The organism is Loktanella sp. IMCC34160 (assembly GCF_004145845.1).
Classification (GTDB): Bacteria; Pseudomonadota; Alphaproteobacteria; order Rhodobacterales; family Rhodobacteraceae; genus SELP01.
This window is the reverse complement of sequence record NZ_SELP01000002.1, coordinates 312,779-330,924: the sequence shown is the minus strand read 5'-3', so window position 1 is coordinate 330,924 and position 18,146 is coordinate 312,779. Positions and strand designations below refer to the sequence as shown.

Sequence of the window (18,146 nt, the reverse complement as noted above, 5' to 3'; positions counted from 1 at the left end):
GATGTATCACTACAACGACTTTGACGCCGCATTCGTCCACGAACGCGTGGCCCAGTTCCGGGCCCAGGTGAACCGCCGGATCGACGGATCGCTGACCGAGGACGAGTTTCGCCCGCTGCGCCTGATGAACGGGCTGTATCTGCAACTGCACGCCTATATGCTGCGGGTGGCCGTGCCCTATGGCACCCTGAACCCCGCCCAGATGCGCCAGCTAGCCTATATCGCCGACCGTTGGGACAAGGGCTATGGCCATTTCACCACGCGTCAGAACATCCAGTACAACTGGCCCAAACTGGCTGATGTACCGGATATCCTTGACGCGCTGGCCGATGTGGGGATGCACGCGATCCAGACCAGCGGCAATACCATCCGCAACGTGACCGCCGATCATTTCGCGGGCGCAGCTGCCGATGAAATCGCCGATCCGCGCCCCGTGGCGGAACTGCTGCGCCAATGGTCTACCGACCACCCGGAGTTTCAGTTCCTGCCGCGCAAATTCAAGATCGCAATCACCGGCAGCCCCAACGACCGCGCCGTGACCCGCGCCCATGACATCGGGCTGCGCATGGTCCTGAACGACGCGGGCGAGCCGGGGTTCGAGGTGATCGTCGGCGGCGGGCTTGGCCGCACCCCGATGATCGGCAAGGTGATCCGGGACTTCCTGCCGCAGGCTGATTTGTTGCCCTATGTCGAGGCGGTCGTCTCGGTCTGGAACCTGCTGGGCCGACGCGACAACAAATACAAGGCCCGCGTCAAGATCACCGTGCACGAGCATGGAATCGAAGAGATTTCCCGGTTGGTCGAGGACCGGTTCGCGGAACTGCGTCCCGCCTTCACCGGCGTCGATCAGGACCTTCTGGCCGAGATTGAACAACACTTCCAGCCGCCCGCCTTCGTGACCAAGCCGACGGGTGGATACGAGGCCGCCCGCGCCGCGAACCCGGCCTTCCGCAGCTGGACCGATACCAACCTGGCCCAGCACAAGGCGGAGGGCTATGCCATCGTCTCGGTCTCGATCAAGGCGCATGGGCAGACGCCGGGCGACGCCACATCAGACCAGATGCGCGCGCTTGCTGATCTGGCCGAGGTCTTTGGCCACGGCGAATTGCGGATCAGCCACGAACAGAACGTGATCCTGCCGCATGTCCATAAATCCGACCTGCCCGAGGTCTACGCCCGCCTGCGCGACGCAGGGCTGGCAACCGCGAATATCGGGCTGGCCTCGGACATCATCGCCTGCCCCGGCATGGACTACTGCGCCCTTGCCACCGCCCGGTCGATCCCGATCGCGCAAGAGATCGCGACCCGCTTTGACGAACTGAAGCTGGAGCACGAGGTCGGCCCGCTGAAGATCAAGATTTCGGGCTGCATCAACGCCTGCGGTCATCACCATGTCGGCCATATCGGCATTCTGGGGCTGGATCGCGCCGGGGTGGAAAACTACCAGATCACCCTTGGCGGTGACGGCACCGAAGACGCCGCCATCGGCACAAAGACCGGCCCCGGTTTTTCCGCCGATGAAATCGTCCCCGCGATCGAACGGATCGTCCGCGCCTATGTTTCCCTGCGCGAAAGCCCCGAAGAGACCTTTCTTCAGGCCTTCCGCCGGGTGGGCATGACTCCGTTCAAATCCGCGCTCTATGAAGCGGAGGAAAAGGCCGATGCCGCTTGACCTGACCAATAAAGTTGCCGGGCTGAATGACCGCTACCGCCACCATGGCGCCACCGCCGTGCTGGAACGCGCCTTGGGCGACGCCGAGATCGGCAAGATCGCCCTGGTGTCTTCGTTCGGGGCGGAATCGGTTGTTCTGCTGCATCTTGTGTCGGTGATCGACCGGAAAACCCCGGTCCTGTTCATCGACACCGAAATGCTGTTCGCCGAGACGCTGGTCTATCAGCAGGAACTGGCGGAACGGTTGCGGCTGGAAGACGTGCGGATCATCCGCCCGACGCGCGAAGCTGTGTTCAGGGACGACAACGAGGGGCTGTTGCACCTGCACGACCCCGATGCCTGCTGCTCTCTGCGCAAGACGGTGCCGCTGCAACAGGCCCTGTCCGGGTTCGACGCTTGGATCACGGGGCGCAAACGGTATCAGGGCGGCAAGCGCGAGGCCCTGCAATTCTTCGAGGCCGAGGACGGCACCGGGCGGATCAAGATCAACCCGCTGGCCCATTGGGGCACCGAGGATGTGAAGGATTACATCGCCGAAAACCGCCTGCCCCGTCACCCTCTGGTGTCCAAAGGCTACCCATCCATCGGCTGCGCCCCCTGCACCACCCGCGTGAACGACGGGGAAGACCCGCGCGCGGGCCGCTGGCGCGGCAGCGACAAGACCGAATGCGGCATCCATTTCGTGGATGGCAAGATCGTGCGCGGCCCGGTCACCACCGACGCCGCCTGAGAGGACAAGACAATGAACGTGATCGTAACCGACGCGGGCTTTGGCCCTGATGACTGGACCGGCGATATCGTGACGCCCGATGCCCTGCCCGCCAATGACGGCGGCGCCATCGGGCTGGACCTTGCCCCGGATGCCGACCTTGCGAGGCTGGACTTGTCCGGTGCGCGGATCGGCCTGATCCGGATCGCCTTTCCGGCCTTTTCCGACGGGCGGGGCTTCACCCTTGCCCGGCTCTTGCGCGCCCGTGGCTATACCGGGCGGCTGCGCGCCCGTGGCCATGTGATCGCCGACCAATATGCGATGGCCCGCCGCGTCGGGTTTGACGAGGTCGAGATCAGCGCCGAGTTGGCCGCCCGCCAGCCCGAGGACCAATGGCTGGTCCGCGCCAACTGGCAATCCCATGACTACCAGCGCCGCCTGCGCGGGTAAGTCCCTTTAACTGACCCAGATCAAAGACTAGAAGGGGACGTGGCATCAATACATGCCGCGAGCGAAATATGACAGAGTTGATGCCCGTGACCGAAACCACCGCCGTGAAAGCCACCCCCACCCTGCCCGACGCGCAGACCGTGACCGAGGTGCAGCACTATACCGACCGCCTGTTTTCCTTCCGGGTCACACGCCCGCAATCCCTGCGGTTCCGCTCGGGCGAATTCGTGATGATCGGTCTGATGGGCGACAACGGCAAACCGCTTCTGCGGGCCTATTCCATTGCCTCGCCCGCATGGGACGAAGAGCTGGAGTTCTATTCCATCAAGGTTCAAGACGGGCCGCTGACGTCGAAGCTGCAACACATCCAGCCCGGCGATCAGGTGATCCTGCGCCCGAAACCCGTGGGCACGCTGGTGCATGACGCACTTCTGCCGGGCAAGCGGATCTGGTTCTTTGCCACCGGCACCGGCTTTGCGCCCTTTGCCTCGCTCCTGCGGGAGCCGCAGACCTACGAGGATTACGACGAGGTGATCATCACTCACACCTGCCGCGAGGTGGGCGAACTGACCTATGGCCGCAATATCATCGACAGCCTGAAAGAAGACGAGCTGTTGAACGAGGTGATCGGCGAAGGGTTCTGGAAGAAGATCAAATACTACCCCACCACCACCCGCGAACAAAGCCCCAAGATGGGCCGGATCACCGACCTGATGCGCTCGGGCGAGGCCTTTGAAGACCTTGGCGTGCCGCCCCTGTCGCCGGAAACCGACCGTGCCATGATCTGCGGCAACCTTGCCTTCAACCTCGAACTCAAAGAGATGCTGGAAGGCTACGGGCTTGTCGAAGGGGCAAACTCCAAGCCGCAGCATTACGTGGTGGAAAAGGCGTTCCTTGACTGACGTCACCGACTGCCGGACATGAAAAGGGCCGCCCAATTGGGCGGCCCTTCGTTCTTGGATAAGGCGGGGATTACATCCCCAGCGCTTCTTTCACCTGAGTGATCACGCCTTCGACCAGATCCGGGTTGTCGGCGGCTTGGTTCACGGCAGTGGTCAGCGCGGTTTTCTGCAGCGCGCCAAGGTCAGAGGCTTCGATCGCTTCCACGATCTTGGCGGCATCGAAGCCGTCGGCGGTCAGCAGCGACGACAGATCCGTGCCATCGGCGGCAGTGTCGGTCATGTCGGTCGCGGCATCCTCGGTCGCAGCGGCGGCATCGTCGGCCATGTCGGTGGCAGCGTCAGCAGCTTCCTCGGCGGCGGCGGCAGCATCGTCCACGGCTTCTTCGGTCGCGGCAGCGGCGTCATCAGCCATGTCGGCAGCGGCGTCAGCAGCTTCCTCGGTGGCAGCGGCGGCATCGTCCACAACTTCTTCGGTCGCGGCCGCGGCGTCATCGGCCATGTCGGCGGCGGCATCGGCAGCGTCTTCCGTCGCGGCGGCGGCGTCATCGGCGACGCGTTCGGCGGACTCGGCAGCACCTTCGGCTGCATCTGCAGCCTCTTCAACGGCCTCTGCGGCGGCATCGGTCGCCTCGTCGGCGGCGCCGGTGATGTCGTCGACAACGCCTTCAACAGCCTCGGTCACCGCATCGGTGGCGTCTTCTACGGCCTCTTCGACGGCGGTGGTTGCTTCCTCGACGGCTTCTTCAACCGCCTCGGTCACCTGGTCGGCCACTTCGGCAGCTTCTTCGGTCGCTTCCTCTGCGGCTTCGGCAGCTTCGTCAGCGGCTTCGGTCGCCATTTCCTCGGCGGTCGCGGCGGCTTCCTCGGTCTGACCGGTCAGCGCCTTGACGGCCTCCACCGGCCCACGGCCGTTTGCAGCATACTGGTAGCCGAAAAATCCAAGCACGGCGGCGATGACAATAATGATTGTCGCTCTCATCTCACGATCCCTTTCAAAACGGAATTCCCCCCAAGGGAGATTCGACCTACTCTATGTCAGATGCAGCAAAGATACGGAAGCGGGAACGAAAACACCATTCTCCCCCCGCAATTATTGGCTGAGCGGCCGTTTTTTGCGGGTTGCGGTCCCGCGGCCCGAGGTCTAGTTTGCAGGCCGAATTCTTCAATGTTCGAAAGGTAAAAACCATAGCTCGCAGACCTCATAACGCACCCCCGGTGCGTGACACCGGCCCCCGCGTCAACGATCGCATTCGGGCCCCTGAAATCCGCCTCATCGGTGCCGAAGGTGAAAACCTTGGCGTCGTTCATCCCGCGAAGGCAATGGACCTGGCTGAAGAGGCCGGCCTTGACCTCGTGGAGATCTCGCCCAATGCCAATCCGCCGGTCTGCAAGATCATGGATTACGGCAAGTTCAAGTACGAGACCCAGAAGAAAGAGGCCGAGGCCCGCAAGAAGCAGAAGATCATCGAGATCAAGGAAGTGAAGTTCCGCCCCGGGACCGACACCCATGATTACGAAGTGAAGATGCGCAATGTGTACAAGTTCCTTGAGAACGGCGACAAGGTGAAGGTGACCCTGCGGTTCCGTGGCCGCGAGATGGCCCACCAGGATCTTGGCCGCGAGCTGTTGCACCGGATTGCCGAGGACGTGAAAGAACACGGCAAGATCGAGAACATGCCGAAGATGGAAGGCCGCCAGATGGTCATGATGATCGGCCCGCTGAAGTAGCGCCCGATCCCATCCGAGAGAAGGACCGCCCCGTCGCAGACGCGGGCGGTCTTTTCATGTCAGACGCCGGGCAGGTTCGCGGGGGTGATCACCCGGATGTCCGATGGGCCCGGCCGGTCCGGCCCCGGCCCGATCCGATGCGCGGCCAGCAAATGCCGGAACGCGGTTTCCATGTCTGCCCGCAGGTCGTGTTCCAGAACGACGGTCAGCCGCCCCTGCCGCAAAAGCGCGCGGTTCTCCCGGTCCAGATCATGGGCGATATAGACCTGCGGCGCGATCCCGGCCTTGTCCAGCTGGGCAAGGATGGTGCGGTTGCCGCCCCCCATGGAATAGACCCCGCGAATGTCGGGCAAATCGGCCAGCGCCTGCCCGACTTTCTCTGCCGTTCCGTCGGACAGCCCGCCGCCGCCGCTGGCGTCGCGGATCACAAGGCCCGGGGCCAGACGGGCAAGGTCGGCGGCGAAACCGGCAAACCGGGCCTCCTCGCCCGCGAAGGCGCTGTCGGACATGGTGGTCAGAACCACGCCGGGCTGCCCGCCCAGCATCTGCGCCATCAGAAAGGCCGCCGTGCGCCCGGCCGCGGCATTGTCCAGCCCGGCATAGGCCAGACGACCGGGCGCTTCCACATCGGTCAGAAGCGTGACCACAGGGATGCCTCGCGCGGCCAGCCGGCCGATGGCGGCGCGGATCGGCCCGGTATCCCGCGCCTTGAGAACCACGCCCTGACTGCCCCGCCCAGCGATCCGGTCAAGGATCGCCACGGTCTGCGCCGCCTCCATCCGTTCGTGAAAATCGAACCGGGGCCGCAGGACCGCCCCGCCCAGACGGGGCAGAACAGCCTCGGTCGCGGCGCGGATCTCGGCCGAAAACCGGCGCGGCGCCTCGACCACCAGATCGACGAACAGCCGACGTCCCCGCGCGGACAGTTGCGCCTCTTGACCCTCCAGCTCGCGCAGGGCTGCGGCCACGCGCGCCCGCGTTTGCGGGCTGACGTGGGGGCGGCCATTGATCACCCGGTCCACGGTCGCAGTAGACAGGCCCGCCTGCGCGGCGATCTCCTTGATTGGAAAGCGATGGGTCATTGATGGATTATTGATGGATTTCGGCGCTGACGGCAATCCCGCGCCGGGGATAGCCTGACCCGGACATGCGAACGGGAGGACCGAAGATGAAAGACCTGAGCCAGACCGCGCCCGCCTTCTTCCGGGCCGAAGACTGCGACCTGAACGACCTGAAGGCCCTGTGTGAACAGACCCTGTCCATCAGCGATGTGCCCCATGCGGCAGCGGTGGACCAGAACGTCGCAATCTACGAGGCCCGCGCCCTGCGCCCCGCCCTGTCCGACACGGCGGCCCGGCCCCACCTTCTGGCGGAATGGGCGCATCTTCTGCGCTGGTCGGCGGGGGTTTTCGTCATCAAGGGCGCCTATGCCGATACCGCGCCCATCGACCGGGCGACCGAAATCTACATGCAGATCATCGCCGACGAAAAGGACGGCCATACCGCCGCCGACCATTTTGCCGCCGCCGGGTCGAACGACCGGGTCTGGAACAGCCTGCAAAAACTGTGCGAGGCCGACCCCGAGATTTTTGCCCGCTACTTCGGCAACGTGAACATCGACGCCGCCTGCGAGGCGTGGCTGGGTCCGAACTACCAGATGACCGCGCAGGTGAACCTTGTGCATCCGGGCGGCGCGGCGCAGCAGGCGCACCGGGACTATCACCTTGGGTTCCAGACGGCGGATATCTCGGCCCGCTACCCGGCCCATGTACACGACCTGTCGCCGGTGATGACCCTTCAGGGCGGCATCGCCCATTGCGACATGCCGGTGGAAAGCGGCCCGACCAAGCTCTTGCCATTCAGCCAGGCCTACCGCGCCGGATACGCCGCCTACCGCCTGCCCGCCTTCCGCGACTATTTCGAAGAGAACTTCGTGCAACTGCCGCTGGAAAAGGGCGACGCGATCTTCTTCAACCCCGCACTATTCCATGCCGCCGGGGCCAACCGGACCGCGGATCAGGAAAGGTTCGTGAACCTTGTGCAGGTGTCCTCGGCCTTTGGCCGGTCGCTTGAGGCGATCAACCGCGACCGGATGTGCCGCCTGCTGTATCCGGTGCTGCACAAGGGGATTTCGGGCATCTCGGCAGAGGAGATCGACGCCGCCATTTCCGCCACGGCAGAGGGCTATCCCTTCCCGACCAATCTTGACCGCGATCCGCCGGTGGGCGGGCTGGCCCCGGAATCGCAGGCCGCCCTGTTCCGCCGCGCCCTGTCCGAAGGGATGTCCCCCGCCGCCTTCAACGCGGCGCTGGATGCCAAGGCGCTGAAACAGACGGTGTAGCTCAGCAGAGGCATGTGACCGACCGGGTGGGCGCAGAATGCGCCCGCCGTGGGGCGGGCGGGCGCATGCCGGTTCGCTTCGCGCACCGGCGAAGGTAAGTGCGCTAGTCCGGCCCCTCGCCCCAGTCGGCCAGCCCGCGCTGACCTTCCATGGTTAGCCCGTAGACACCCCGCGCGACCCGTTCGAACCAGCCATAATGGTTGTCGGCCATGATCCGGGTCGCCTGCGGCACCTCAGCCCAATCCGCCACCTTGGCCCCACGCGACGGCCCGTGCACAGCAAGGAACCGGACGCAGGCCAGCGCATCCTGCCGATAGCCGGTGACGATCCCGTGCCGGGTTGCGCCGCCATCGTTCGGGTCACCGCGCAGCCGGTCGAATTCGCGCAAAAGCCGGGCCGATTTCTTTGCTGACTTTCGGGGGCGAAAGGGGCCGGGGTCGCATTGCACCTCGACGAACCCGTCGCGGGGCCGGACAAAGATCACCCCCAGCCCCAGCATCCGGGCCAGTTTCACGTTGTCTCGGGCGGCCTTTTTCGGGGTCGGCACACAGATATAGACTTGGTCGCTGACCGCCTGCCGGGCAATGGCCTGATGAAACAGCGCCAAGGAAAACCCCAGTTTCAATTCGACAATTAGCGGCTCTTCCGCCCCGCGTCGCGCCACCACATCGGCCGCGCCGACCTCGCCCTTGACGGTATAGCCCTGCGCCTCAAGATGGGCTTTCAACGGCGGGTATAGATCGCGTTCCTTCATGGGCGCATCCGACGCCAAAGACAGGCCGGACGCAAGACCCATGACCTGCCCGCATGGCGGGGCTGATCCATGCGGCGAACCGTCCCCCGTGACAAGCCCCCTGCCCCTGCCTATAAGGCGCGCGAAACACATCTGAACGTCAGGACGATAACCCATGACCACCCTCGTTTTCGGGCACAAGGCCCCCGACACCGATTCCACCGGCGCCCCGCTGATCTGGGCCTGGTACCTGTCGCACAAGGGCCAGCCGGCCGAAGCCCGGCTTCTGGGCCAGCCCAACACCGAAGCGGCCTTTGTCGCGCAGCGCTGGGGCTTTGACCTGCCCGAGATCATCGCGGATGTGGCCGACGATCAGGCCTGCGTGATCGTGGACACCAACAACCCCGCCGAGCTGCCCACCAACATCAACAACGCCGACGTTCAGGCGATCATCGACCACCACAAGCTGGTTGGCGGTTTGGAAACCAAAGGGCCGATCGACATCACCATCCGCCCGCTGGCCTGCACCGTGACCGTCATGCACGACCTGATGGGCGACGATGCCGACGCCATGCCCGAGGCGATCAAGGGGCTGATGCTGTCCTGCATCCTGTCCGACACGCTGGAATTCCGTTCGCCCACCACCACGCCGACCGACAAGGCGCTGGCTGAGGCGCTGGCTGCCGATCTGGGCATCTCGATCCCTGACTACGCCGCCGAAATGTTCGCCGCGAAATCCGATGTCTCGGCCTTCTCGGATGCTGAACTGCTGCGGATGGATTCCAAGGAATACGAAGTCGGTGGCAAGCAGTTCCGGGTCTCGGTTCTGGAAACCACCGCGCCGAAGATTGTGCTGGACCGCAAGGACAGCCTGATGGCGTCGATGGTCGATGTGGCCGCTGAAGACGGTGCCGATCAGGTGCTTCTGTTCGTGGTCGACATCCTGAACGAGGAAGCCACCCTGCTGGTTCCGAACGACCTTGTGAAAACCGTGGCCGAGAAAAGCTTTGGCGCGACGGTCAGCGGCGACACGGTGGTCCTGCCCGGCATCATGAGCCGGAAAAAGCAGATCATCCCGAACCTGAAAGTCTGATATGGAAGGGGCCGCGTTTCGCGGCCCTTTTCATTTGGAACCCCTGATGAGTTTTCGTGCGCTTGCCATTGCCACCACCGCCCTTTGCGCGGCGCTTGCGGTTGGCCTGATGGTGGCCCCCGGTTTCTTCGCCGCCACCTTCGGGCTGGACCCGGTGACAGAGGCGGCGGTCATGGCGCGACGGGCGGCCGTCCTGTTCGTGGGACTTGGTGGCATGGTCTATGCAACCCGCGACCTGCCCGAAGGACCGATGCGGCGTGGCGTTGCCTTGTCTGTCTTCGCAATGATGGCCGGGCTCGTCGGGCTTGGGCTGGCCGAATTTGCCGCCGGGCGGGTCGGGATGGGGATCTTTGTCGCCGTGATCCCCGAAGCCCTGTTCGCCTTGGGCTATGCCCGGCACCTGCGCGGGTAGACGATCAGCTTTTCTTCACGAATTGGGTCAGGATGACGATCCGCTGGCCTTCGACCCGGCCTTCGATATGGCCCGCGTTGTCCGGCACCAGCGAAATGCCTCGCACTGCCGTGCCACGCTTGGCCGTGAAGCCCGCGCCCTTGACCGGCAGGTCCTTGATCAGGACGACCGTATCCCCCTGCGCAAGGACCGCGCCGTTGCTGTCGCGGTGAATGATGTCGGGCACCCCGGATATGCCAGCCTCGGCCAGTGCCATCACCTCGGGCTCCAGATAGGCGATGTCCAGAAGATCGCGGGCCCAGGGTGCCTCGGGCAGGGATTTCAGCAGCCGAAACGCCAGAACCTGCGCCGCCGGTTCGGTGGACCAGATCGCCTCGTTCAGGCACTGCCAATGGGGCGCGTCCTGCGGCCCATCTTCCACCCCGGCAAGACAGGTGGCGCAAAGGGGCGCGGACAGATCCGTCGCGGCGATATCATGGGCAATGGCGCCGTCGGCGCCGCACAGGAGGCAAGTTGTCATTGATCTTTCCTTTCGGGCTTGCCCCGCTCTAGCAGCACAGGCCCGAAAGTCCAGTCAAAGCCCCTACTGCGCCCATTCGCCCTTGCGGAACACCGGCACGCGGGTGCCATCGGGCTTGATCCCGTCGATGTCGGTCTCGGGCCCGCCGATCATCCAGTCGACGTGGATGAGGCTGGTGTTGCCGCCCCCGGCGGTCACCGCCTCGGGGTTGCTGGCGATCTCGTCCTTGAAGCAATCGGAATAGCACTGCCCCTGCGCGATATGGCAGGCGGCGTTTTCATCATAGAGCGTATTGAAGAACAGCAGGCCCGATTGCGAAATGGGCGAGGAATGGGGCACCAGCGCCACCTCTCCCAGACGCGCCGCGCCCTCGTCGGTTTCGATCAGCTTGCGGAACACCGCCTCGCCCTCGCTCGCCGTGGCCTCGACGATGCGACCGCCTTCGAAGCGAACCGAGATATCGGAAATCAGCGTGCCCTGATGCACCAGCGGCTTCGATGCCTTGGCGACCCCGTCGACCCGCTGGGCATGGGGCGTCGAGAACACCTCTTCTGTGGGGATGTTCGGGTTGCAGGTGATGCCGTTCTTGGCCTTGGACGCGCCACCCTTCCACGCATGACCATCCGCCATGCCAACGGTCAGGTCGGTGCCGCCTCCGGTGAAATGCAGGGCCGAAAACGCCTGATCATTCAGCCATTCGGTGCGGGCCTTCAGGCGGGCGTTATGGGCCTCCCATTCGGCGATGGGATCGTCGCGGTCAACGCGGCTGGCCGCGAACAGGGCCTTGGCCAGTGCCGCAACGGCCTCGGTTTCCGGCAGGTCCGGGAAGACCTGTTTCGCCCAGGCCTTGCCGGGATAGGACACGATGTTCCAGTTGATGTCGAAATTGGCAATCTTTTGCAGCGCCGGGCGATAGGCCATCGAATTGGCCTTGCCCGCGCGGGCCACTTTCTCGGGGTCCTGCCCTTTCAGCAGCATCGGGTTGTCCGCCGAAATCGCCAGACGCGCGGCATTATTGGCGAATGCCTCGGCCATCCCGGCATAAAGCCAGTCCGGCGCGCGGTCGAAGGCCTCGTCGCTTGCGTTGTTGAACTTGGCCAGCGTCACGCCCTCATCCGACAGGATCGGCGTCACCACGCCCGCCCCCGCCCGATAGGCCGCCGCCGCGATCCGGCGCACCAGCGGCAATGCTTCGACCGGGGCCGTCATCACCAGATCCTGACCGGGCTGCAATTGCAGGCCGACCTTCACGGCAACCTCGGCCAGTTTGTCCAGACGGGTTACGTCAAAGGGAAGGGATTCGTCGGTCATGCACAGCCTCACTGGTTCAGGTTCCGGCGGATACTACGCGCCCAGCGGACGGCGTCCAGCCCCTCGCCCCGGTTGACGTGACGTGCTAGGAACGGGGCGAACGAACAAGGACAGGCCCATGACCCGCATTATCCAGACCTTCGCCGAGATTTCGGACCAATACGACGTGGCTTTCGTGGACCTTTGGGGCTGTATGCACAACGGGCTGCGCGCCTTCCCCGACGCCGTCGCGGCGATGCAGGGGTTCCGCGCCCGTGGCGGCAAAGTGGTTCTGGTGACCAACGCCCCCCGCGCCCGTGGCCCCGTCGCCGTCCAGATCGACCGTCTGGGGATTCCAGACGACGCCTGGGACAGCATCGCCACCAGCGGCGACAGCGCCCGCGCGGCCATGTTCCGGGGGGCGGTTGGTGAAAAGGTCTGGTTCATGGGCGAGGCGCATGACGAAAGCTTTTTCGAGCCGTTGGCGATCATCGACAACCCGGTCCCGGTGCGTAAGGTTCCGTTGGACGAGGCAGAGGGCATCGTCTGTTGCGGCCCTTTCGACCCGCACGCCGACCCGGACGTCAACCGGCCCGAGTTCCTTTATGCCAAGACCAAGGGCATGAAACTTCTCTGCGCCAACCCTGATATCGTAGTCGACCGGGGCGAATCCCGTGAATGGTGCGCCGGGGCATTGGCGCGCCTCTATACAGAAATGGGGGGAGAGAGCCTGTATTTCGGCAAGCCGCACCCGCCGATTTATGACCTCGCGCGCCGCCGCTATGCCGCCTTGGACGGGGCGGTTTCTGACCCCCGGATCATCGCCATCGGCGACGGCATTCGCACCGATATCCTTGGCGCGCAGGGCGAAGACATCGACAGCCTGTTCATCACCGGCGGCCTTGCCGCGGCAGAGACCAAGACAACGGACCAGCCTGACCCGGCCGCGCTGGACGATCTGGTCGCGGCGGAACAGGTAACACCAACTTACGCCATCGGCTTCCTGCGCTGATTTTCCTGACATCGCCCCCGTCATCCGCCCCCATTGGGGGTGGATCATTTCCGGCTGCCCGAACCGAATCCCCCTTGATCTTTCTGCAGTTGCAAAGTAATTAAGTTTCAAAATCGGATACGAACTGGACTAATTGTTACCTGATGGAGCGCGACATGCTGGACAATGCCCCCCGCGGGACGATCTGCATCGAAGACATTGAAATCGGCATGGTGCGGTCGCTGCGCAAAGTGGTGACCGACCGCGATATCGAGTTGTTCGCCGAAGTATCGACCGACCGGAACCCGGTGCATCTGGACGACGATTATGCGCAGGACACCATCTTTGAAGGCCGGATCGCCCATGGGATGCTGACCGCCGGGCTGGTATCTGCGGTGATCGGGGAACAGCTTCCGGGGCATGGCACGGTCTATCTGGGCCAAAGCCTGAAATTCCTTGGCCCCGTCCGGCCCGGCGACATGGTTCTGGCCGAGGTCGAAGTGACCGGCATCGACCATTCCAAGCGGCGGGTGACGATGGATACCCGCTGTCTGGTGAACGGCAAGAAGGTCCTGATTGGCGAAGCGACCGTGTTGGCTCCCAGCCGCAAGTTCGACTGAGTTGTGACGAAGCTTGACCGGGCCAAACGCGCCTGCGGGTGCCGCTAGGCCCTTGGTTCCCCCCGCCCGACTGCGATGAAAATCGAAGATAGGGCTGCGGAGATCAGCGCGAACAGCGGCAAGTAGGTCAGCCCCGGAATGGTCAGAAGCCAGACAAGGACGTGAAACGCCACGTCCGACCGCCGTGGCCTGCGCCACCGCCAATAGGCAAGATGCACCCCCAGAACCATCAGTGGCCCTACGATACCAAGCGCCATGATCGCCATGAACGCCATTTCACCAACACTTGGGGAATGGCCATTCAGTTGCGACAGCGCCAACCCGAAAAACAAAGTGACATAGAGCCCGCCCAGAAACAGGGCCACCCCGACAAGACGCAACAGAAACCGTAAAACCTTCATGCCGGGATTAGCGGCAATCGGACCGCCCTTGTCAACGGATGCCCCCAGCGGGCGATGGGCGCCGCACCCCGCGTCGCAGGGTGCGGCCCGATCCGGGGTCAGACGTCGATGGCGACCCGGCCCTGCGGTTTCGAACAGCAGGCAAGGATATAACCCGCCTCGATGTCATCGTCCGAAATGCCGCCGTTGTGGACCATGACCACCTCGCCCTCGGTCTTGCGGACCTTGCAGGTGCCGCAGATGCCGAAGGTGCAGCCAGACGGAATGTTCAACCCCGCCGCCTTGGCCACGGACAACACCGTATCGGTTTCCCGGCAGGTGGCGGATTTGCCCGACAGGCTGAACATCACCTCGGCAAGGGCGTCCGCCTCGGGGATCACGTCGTCGAGTTCCGGGGCGTCAGCCGCTTCCTCGACCGGGGCCTGGAAACTTTCCTGATTGTAGCGGCTCATGTCATAGCCAAGGCCGATCAGCATTTCGCGCACGGCCTGCATGAACGGCTCTGGCCCGCAGCAATAGACATCGCGGTCCATGTAATCCTGCGCCATCATCCCCAGCATGATCTGGGTCAGACGGCCCCGATAGCCGGTCCAGACGCCATAGGGGTCGTCCTGTTCCACGACCCAATGGATCTTGATCCCCGGAACCCGGGCGGCCATGTGCTCGAACTGGCGGCGGGCGATGATCTCGGACGGGCTGCGGGCGCAGTTGACCACGCAGATATCCGGCGACTGCCCCCGGTCGAACAGGTATTGGGTCATCGACAGGCTGGGGGTGATCCCCGACCCGGCCGAGATGAACAGGTATTTCCCTTCAGGCGGCTGCGGCAAGGTGAAGATGCCCGCCGGACCGCTGGCCTTGATCCGCATCCCCGGCCGCAGATGGTCCAGCATCCAGCGGGTGCCGATGCTGCCCTCCTGCGCCTTGACCGTGACCGAGATCGACAGCGGCCGCGACGGCGAGGACGAGATTGTATAGGTGCGCCAGATCGTTTCCCCCGGCACCGGCAACTCCAGCGTCAGGAACTGACCGGGCCGGAACCGGAAGGTCGCGCCAGAGGCGGCGCGAAAGCTGAAGGTGGCAGTATTGGGGGCCTCGGGCACCACGGTCACGCATTCCAGCGGTTCGCTGTCGGACCAGATGGCCGCTTCCTCAAGGGCGGTAAAATTTGCTTGAAGTCCCATGTCTACTCCGCCGCGATCAGGGTTTTGCCGGTCAGGGCCTGCACAAGGGTGCGGGCATACCAATCGGTGAACTGGATCACGCCGCTTTCCTGCCGGGCCGAATAGGGACCGGGCACATAGGCGGGCGAATTGATGCCCTGCTGGTTGTCTTCGACCACGCGGCGGTCTTCGTCATTGGTGGCGATCCAGACCTCGGTCAGCCGGTCGAGGTCATAATCGACCCCTTCGACCGCGTCCTTGTGCACCAGCCATTTGGTCGTGACCTCGGTCGTGGTCGGGGTCAGCGGGGTGACGCGGAAGACGATGGAATGATCCGACAGGAAATGGTTCCAGGTGGTCGGGTAATGGAACTTCAACAGGCTGCCCGCGTCGTTGAACGGGATCTGACCCAGCTTCTTCGTCGCCGCGATCTTACCGTCCATCGTATAGCTTTCCGCGCCTTCGTTCAGGGGAACACGGGCAAGACGGTATTGCCCCGAGGCCGAAAGGTGGAACGCCGACCGAAAGCCCGCAGCCTCGCAGCGGTCCATATGGGCCTGCATGAAGGGCGGGGTTTCGCCGCCTTCGATCCCGGTGATCGACGGGTCTTCGGGGAAGGTACGGCACAGGGCCGGGTGATTGCCGCCACAGTGATAGCACTCGCGGTTGTTTTCCCAGACCAGCTTCCAGTTGCCGTTCTCAACGATCGAGGATTCAAACGCGATCTTTGCGTCGTTTAGATCATGCGGGGCCAGATAGGGCCGCGCCACATCGGCGAAGATGTCGAAATCGGGCGCCTCATCGGCAAGGCAGATATAGATCAGCCCGGCAAGGTTGCGGCAATGAACCGGCTTCAGCCCATGACGCGAGGCGTCGAATTCCGCGCCCATGTCGCGGGCCCACAGCAGCGACCCATCCAGTTCGTAGGTCCATTGATGATAGGGACAGACGAGTTTCGGCGCGGTTCCCTTCCTGGCGTTGCAGACGACCGACCCGCGATGACGGCAGGCGTTGTGAAAGGCGCGCACCTCGCCGTCGCCGCCGCGCACGATGATGACATTATAGGGGCCGACCTTGTGGGTGACATAGTTTCCGGTCTTCGGGATCTCGCAGGCGGGGATCGCGAACAGCCAGTTGCGATAGAAGATCTGGCGCATATCCAGATCGAACACGCCCGGATCGGTATACAGCGCCTGTTCAAGGGAATGGGCCGGGGCCCGGGTCATCAATTTGGTCAGAATCTCGCTGTCACGCAGCATGGTTGCCTTTCCGCCGCAGCCCCGCGGCATCGGTTAAGCGTTTGGCGGACAAGGGAAAGCGGCAGGCAAAACCTGACCAGCCGCCCAAGACCGCCGCCCGCGGTTGACGTTTTCAGAGGCTGGTTTCCGGACTTGGACGGGGCCCGTCGGCCCGGTCATGACACCTTCCCGGGGGCGACCCAGTGGTATCCGTCATGACCTTCCCGTCCCTACCGTTGCGGGGGCAGTGCCGGCCTTTCACCGGCTTCCCAATTCTCCGCCTCACGGCGGCACCTCTGTTTGCTTGCTACTCCCGGATTCGCCGCGCGTGCGTCTTGTTTGCGACCAGCCGGAACGGGGAAAAGACATGGGCGAAATTAGCCTGCTTTCGCGCCGCGAATGCATTCCTTGGCATACCGGGGCACGGGCCGTCTTGCGCCCTCCGCGTCATGCGGCTACCCAAGCGGTCATGCGTATTCTTCGTGACACCCTCTTCATTGATCCCGCCAATCGCGGCGCGGTCGCGGCCATCGGCAATTTCGACGGGGTCCATCTGGGCCACCGGGCGGTGATCGACGCGACCCGCGCCGTGGCCGACGAACTGGGCGCGCCGCTGGCCGTCATGACGTTTGAACCCCACCCGCGTGAATATTTTGCCAGCGTCAAGGGCATCGACATGCCCCCCTTCCGCCTGATGAGCGCCGAAGCCAAGGCGCACCGGATGGCGAAGATCGGCATCGACCTGCTGTTCGAGATTACCTTTAACGACACGCTTGCCTCGCTGACGCCCGAGGACTTCGCGCGGACCATCCTGTCCGACCGACTGGGCCTGCGCCATGTCGTCGTGGGCGAGGATTTCTTTTTCGGCAAGAACCGCGCCGGAGACGCCGGGATGCTGCGGGCTTTCGGGGCCGAGATGGGCTTTGGCGTCACCGTCCTGCCCCTGGTCGAGGTCGGCACCGGAGAGGTCTCCTCGACCGCGATACGGCAGGCGCTTGGCGAGGGCCGCCCGCGCGACGCGGCGGCAATGCTGGGCCATTGGCACCGGATCGACGGGGCGGTGATCCGAGGCGACCAGCGGGGCCGCGACCTTGGCTATCCGACCGCGAACATGTCCATCGCCGGGCTGCACCCGCCCCACTTTGGCGTCTACGCGGTGAAGGTCGATGTGCTGACCGGCCCACATGCGGGCAGCTATGACGGGGCCGCGTCGATCGGGGTGCGGCCGACCTTTGGCGAGAACCACCCCAACTGCGAAACCTTCCTGTTCGACTTCAAGGGCGATCTTTACGGCGAAGACCTGTCTGTCGCCCTGATCGACTACCTGCGCCCGGAAGAAAAGTTCGACAGCCTTGAGGCGCTGATCACCCAGATGGACGCCGATTGCGCCCGCGCCCGAAAGATCCTGGCCGATGTCTGACGGACCCGCGCGCGACGGGCTGCGCCCCCGGTTCTGGGCCAACGTCCCCATGTCCAAGATGACCAAGGACGAATGGGAGGCGCTGTGTGACGGCTGCGGCAAATGCTGCCTGAACAAGCTGGAGGATGAAGAGACCGGCGAGGTCGTGCTGACCCGCGTCGCCTGCCGCCTTCTGGACGATGACAGCTGCCTGTGCAGCCAATACGACATCCGGCATCAGTTCGTGCCGGAATGCATCGTCCTGACCCCAAAGACCATCATCGACAACCTGTATTGGTTGCCCCAGACCTGCGCCTACCGGCTGGTCCACGAAGGCCGCGACCTGTTTCACTGGCACCCGCTGATTTCCGGCGACCCGGCCTCCGTCCATGCGGCGGGTGTGTCGGTGCAGGGCATCACCGTGCCCGAATACGAGGTGGCCGAGGAAGACTGGGAAGACCACCTGATCGAGGAGCCGCTCTAA

The 18,146-nt window shown here is 64.1% G+C and carries 20 protein-coding genes and 1 riboswitch; of the genes, 12 read left to right on the top strand and 8 right to left on the bottom strand.

Going from position 1 to position 18,146, the window contains the following annotated elements:
• Window position 1: 1 nt before the first annotated feature.
• From EU803_RS05950 to EU803_RS05935, 4 genes are all read left to right on the top strand, one after another.
• Window positions 2–1,672 carry a nitrite/sulfite reductase gene (locus EU803_RS05950; protein WP_129680784.1) on the top strand — a complete coding sequence of 557 codons (1,671 nt, stop codon included), beginning with the start codon at window positions 2–4 and terminating at the stop codon, window positions 1,670–1,672.
• Window positions 1,662–2,402: a phosphoadenylyl-sulfate reductase gene (locus tag EU803_RS05945; RefSeq protein WP_129680782.1), complete on the top strand. Its 741-nt coding sequence runs from the start codon at window positions 1,662–1,664 to the stop codon at window positions 2,400–2,402. Before EU803_RS05950 ends, EU803_RS05945 begins: the two co-directional genes overlap by 11 nt.
• A gap of 12 nt (window positions 2,403–2,414) precedes the next feature.
• On the top strand, window positions 2,415–2,831 hold the full coding sequence (locus EU803_RS05940; RefSeq protein ID WP_129680780.1) for a DUF934 domain-containing protein: 417 nt from the start codon (window positions 2,415–2,417) through the stop codon (window positions 2,829–2,831).
• Window positions 2,832–2,899: 68 nt separating this feature from the next.
• Complete coding sequence (locus tag EU803_RS05935; protein ID WP_129680778.1) at window positions 2,900–3,733, top strand: ferredoxin--NADP reductase; 834 nt, start codon at window positions 2,900–2,902, stop codon at window positions 3,731–3,733.
• 70 nt (window positions 3,734–3,803) lie between these two features.
• On the opposite strand, the gene EU803_RS05930 is transcribed toward EU803_RS05935, so the two are convergent.
• Window positions 3,804–4,712 (bottom strand): hypothetical protein, encoded by a 909-nt coding sequence (locus EU803_RS05930; protein ID WP_129680776.1) that lies wholly within the window; start codon window positions 4,710–4,712, stop codon window positions 3,804–3,806.
• A 236-nt stretch (window positions 4,713–4,948) separates the two neighbouring features.
• On the opposite strand from EU803_RS05930, the gene infC reads away from it, so the two are divergent.
• Complete coding sequence (infC, locus tag EU803_RS05925) at window positions 4,949–5,461, top strand: translation initiation factor IF-3 (protein ID WP_347400078.1); 513 nt, start codon at window positions 4,949–4,951, stop codon at window positions 5,459–5,461.
• Between the two features lie 59 nt (window positions 5,462–5,520).
• Here the strand turns inward: infC and EU803_RS05920 are convergent, their stop codons facing one another.
• A complete protein-coding gene (locus EU803_RS05920; RefSeq protein ID WP_129680774.1) occupies window positions 5,521–6,543 on the bottom strand; it encodes a LacI family DNA-binding transcriptional regulator in 1,023 nt (340 codons plus the stop codon).
• Between the two features lie 86 nt (window positions 6,544–6,629).
• Here EU803_RS05920 and EU803_RS05915 point away from each other — a divergent pair, with 86 nt between their 5' ends.
• Window positions 6,630–7,802, top strand: a complete 1,173-nt coding sequence (locus EU803_RS05915; protein ID WP_129680772.1) for a phytanoyl-CoA dioxygenase family protein — start codon at window positions 6,630–6,632, stop codon at window positions 7,800–7,802.
• Between the two features lie 103 nt (window positions 7,803–7,905).
• On the opposite strand, the gene EU803_RS05910 is transcribed toward EU803_RS05915, so the two are convergent.
• A complete protein-coding gene (locus tag EU803_RS05910; RefSeq protein WP_129680770.1) occupies window positions 7,906–8,556 on the bottom strand; it encodes a DUF2161 family putative PD-(D/E)XK-type phosphodiesterase in 651 nt (216 codons plus the stop codon).
• A 154-nt stretch (window positions 8,557–8,710) separates the two neighbouring features.
• Between EU803_RS05910 and EU803_RS05905 the strand changes: the two genes are divergently transcribed.
• Together EU803_RS05905 and EU803_RS05900 are read left to right on the top strand one after the other, a co-directional pair.
• Window positions 8,711–9,628, top strand: coding sequence for a manganese-dependent inorganic pyrophosphatase (locus tag EU803_RS05905; RefSeq protein WP_129680768.1), 918 nt, complete (start codon window positions 8,711–8,713; stop codon window positions 9,626–9,628).
• A gap of 46 nt (window positions 9,629–9,674) precedes the next feature.
• Window positions 9,675–10,040 (top strand): hypothetical protein, encoded by a 366-nt coding sequence (locus EU803_RS05900; RefSeq protein WP_129680766.1) that lies wholly within the window; start codon window positions 9,675–9,677, stop codon window positions 10,038–10,040.
• Window positions 10,041–10,044: 4 nt separating this feature from the next.
• Here EU803_RS05900 and EU803_RS05895 read toward each other — a convergent pair whose 3' ends face one another.
• Window positions 10,045–10,560, bottom strand: coding sequence for an alkylphosphonate utilization protein (locus EU803_RS05895; protein ID WP_129680764.1), 516 nt, complete (start codon window positions 10,558–10,560; stop codon window positions 10,045–10,047).
• 63 nt (window positions 10,561–10,623) lie between these two features.
• A complete protein-coding gene (locus EU803_RS05890; protein ID WP_129680762.1) occupies window positions 10,624–11,871 on the bottom strand; it encodes an aminopeptidase in 1,248 nt (415 codons plus the stop codon).
• Between the two features lie 118 nt (window positions 11,872–11,989).
• Between EU803_RS05890 and EU803_RS05885 the strand changes: the two genes are divergently transcribed.
• Complete coding sequence (locus tag EU803_RS05885) at window positions 11,990–12,862, top strand: TIGR01459 family HAD-type hydrolase (protein ID WP_129680760.1); 873 nt, start codon at window positions 11,990–11,992, stop codon at window positions 12,860–12,862.
• A gap of 155 nt (window positions 12,863–13,017) precedes the next feature.
• Window positions 13,018–13,461: a MaoC family dehydratase gene (locus EU803_RS05880; protein ID WP_129680758.1), complete on the top strand. Its 444-nt coding sequence runs from the start codon at window positions 13,018–13,020 to the stop codon at window positions 13,459–13,461.
• Between the two features lie 44 nt (window positions 13,462–13,505).
• Here EU803_RS05880 and EU803_RS05875 read toward each other — a convergent pair whose 3' ends face one another.
• The 3 genes from EU803_RS05875 to EU803_RS05865 form a co-directional block, all read right to left on the bottom strand.
• Window positions 13,506–13,862 carry a hypothetical protein gene (locus EU803_RS05875; RefSeq protein ID WP_129680756.1) on the bottom strand — a complete coding sequence of 119 codons (357 nt, stop codon included), beginning with the start codon at window positions 13,860–13,862 and terminating at the stop codon, window positions 13,506–13,508.
• Between the two features lie 98 nt (window positions 13,863–13,960).
• Window positions 13,961–15,046, bottom strand: a complete 1,086-nt coding sequence (locus EU803_RS05870; RefSeq protein ID WP_129680754.1) for a hybrid-cluster NAD(P)-dependent oxidoreductase — start codon at window positions 15,044–15,046, stop codon at window positions 13,961–13,963.
• Between the two features lie 2 nt (window positions 15,047–15,048).
• Window positions 15,049–16,284, bottom strand: a complete 1,236-nt coding sequence (locus EU803_RS05865; RefSeq protein WP_129680752.1) for an aromatic ring-hydroxylating dioxygenase subunit alpha — start codon at window positions 16,282–16,284, stop codon at window positions 15,049–15,051.
• Window positions 16,285–16,383: 99 nt separating this feature from the next.
• A riboswitch (cobalamin riboswitch) is annotated at window positions 16,384–16,576 on the bottom strand.
• 156 nt (window positions 16,577–16,732) lie between these two features.
• On the opposite strand from EU803_RS05865, the gene EU803_RS05860 reads away from it, so the two are divergent.
• A complete protein-coding gene (locus EU803_RS05860; RefSeq protein ID WP_129680750.1) occupies window positions 16,733–17,683 on the top strand; it encodes a bifunctional riboflavin kinase/FAD synthetase in 951 nt (316 codons plus the stop codon).
• Window positions 17,676–18,146, top strand: a complete 471-nt coding sequence (locus EU803_RS05855) for a YcgN family cysteine cluster protein (RefSeq protein ID WP_129680749.1) — start codon at window positions 17,676–17,678, stop codon at window positions 18,144–18,146. The genes EU803_RS05860 and EU803_RS05855 overlap by 8 nt, the downstream gene beginning before the upstream one ends.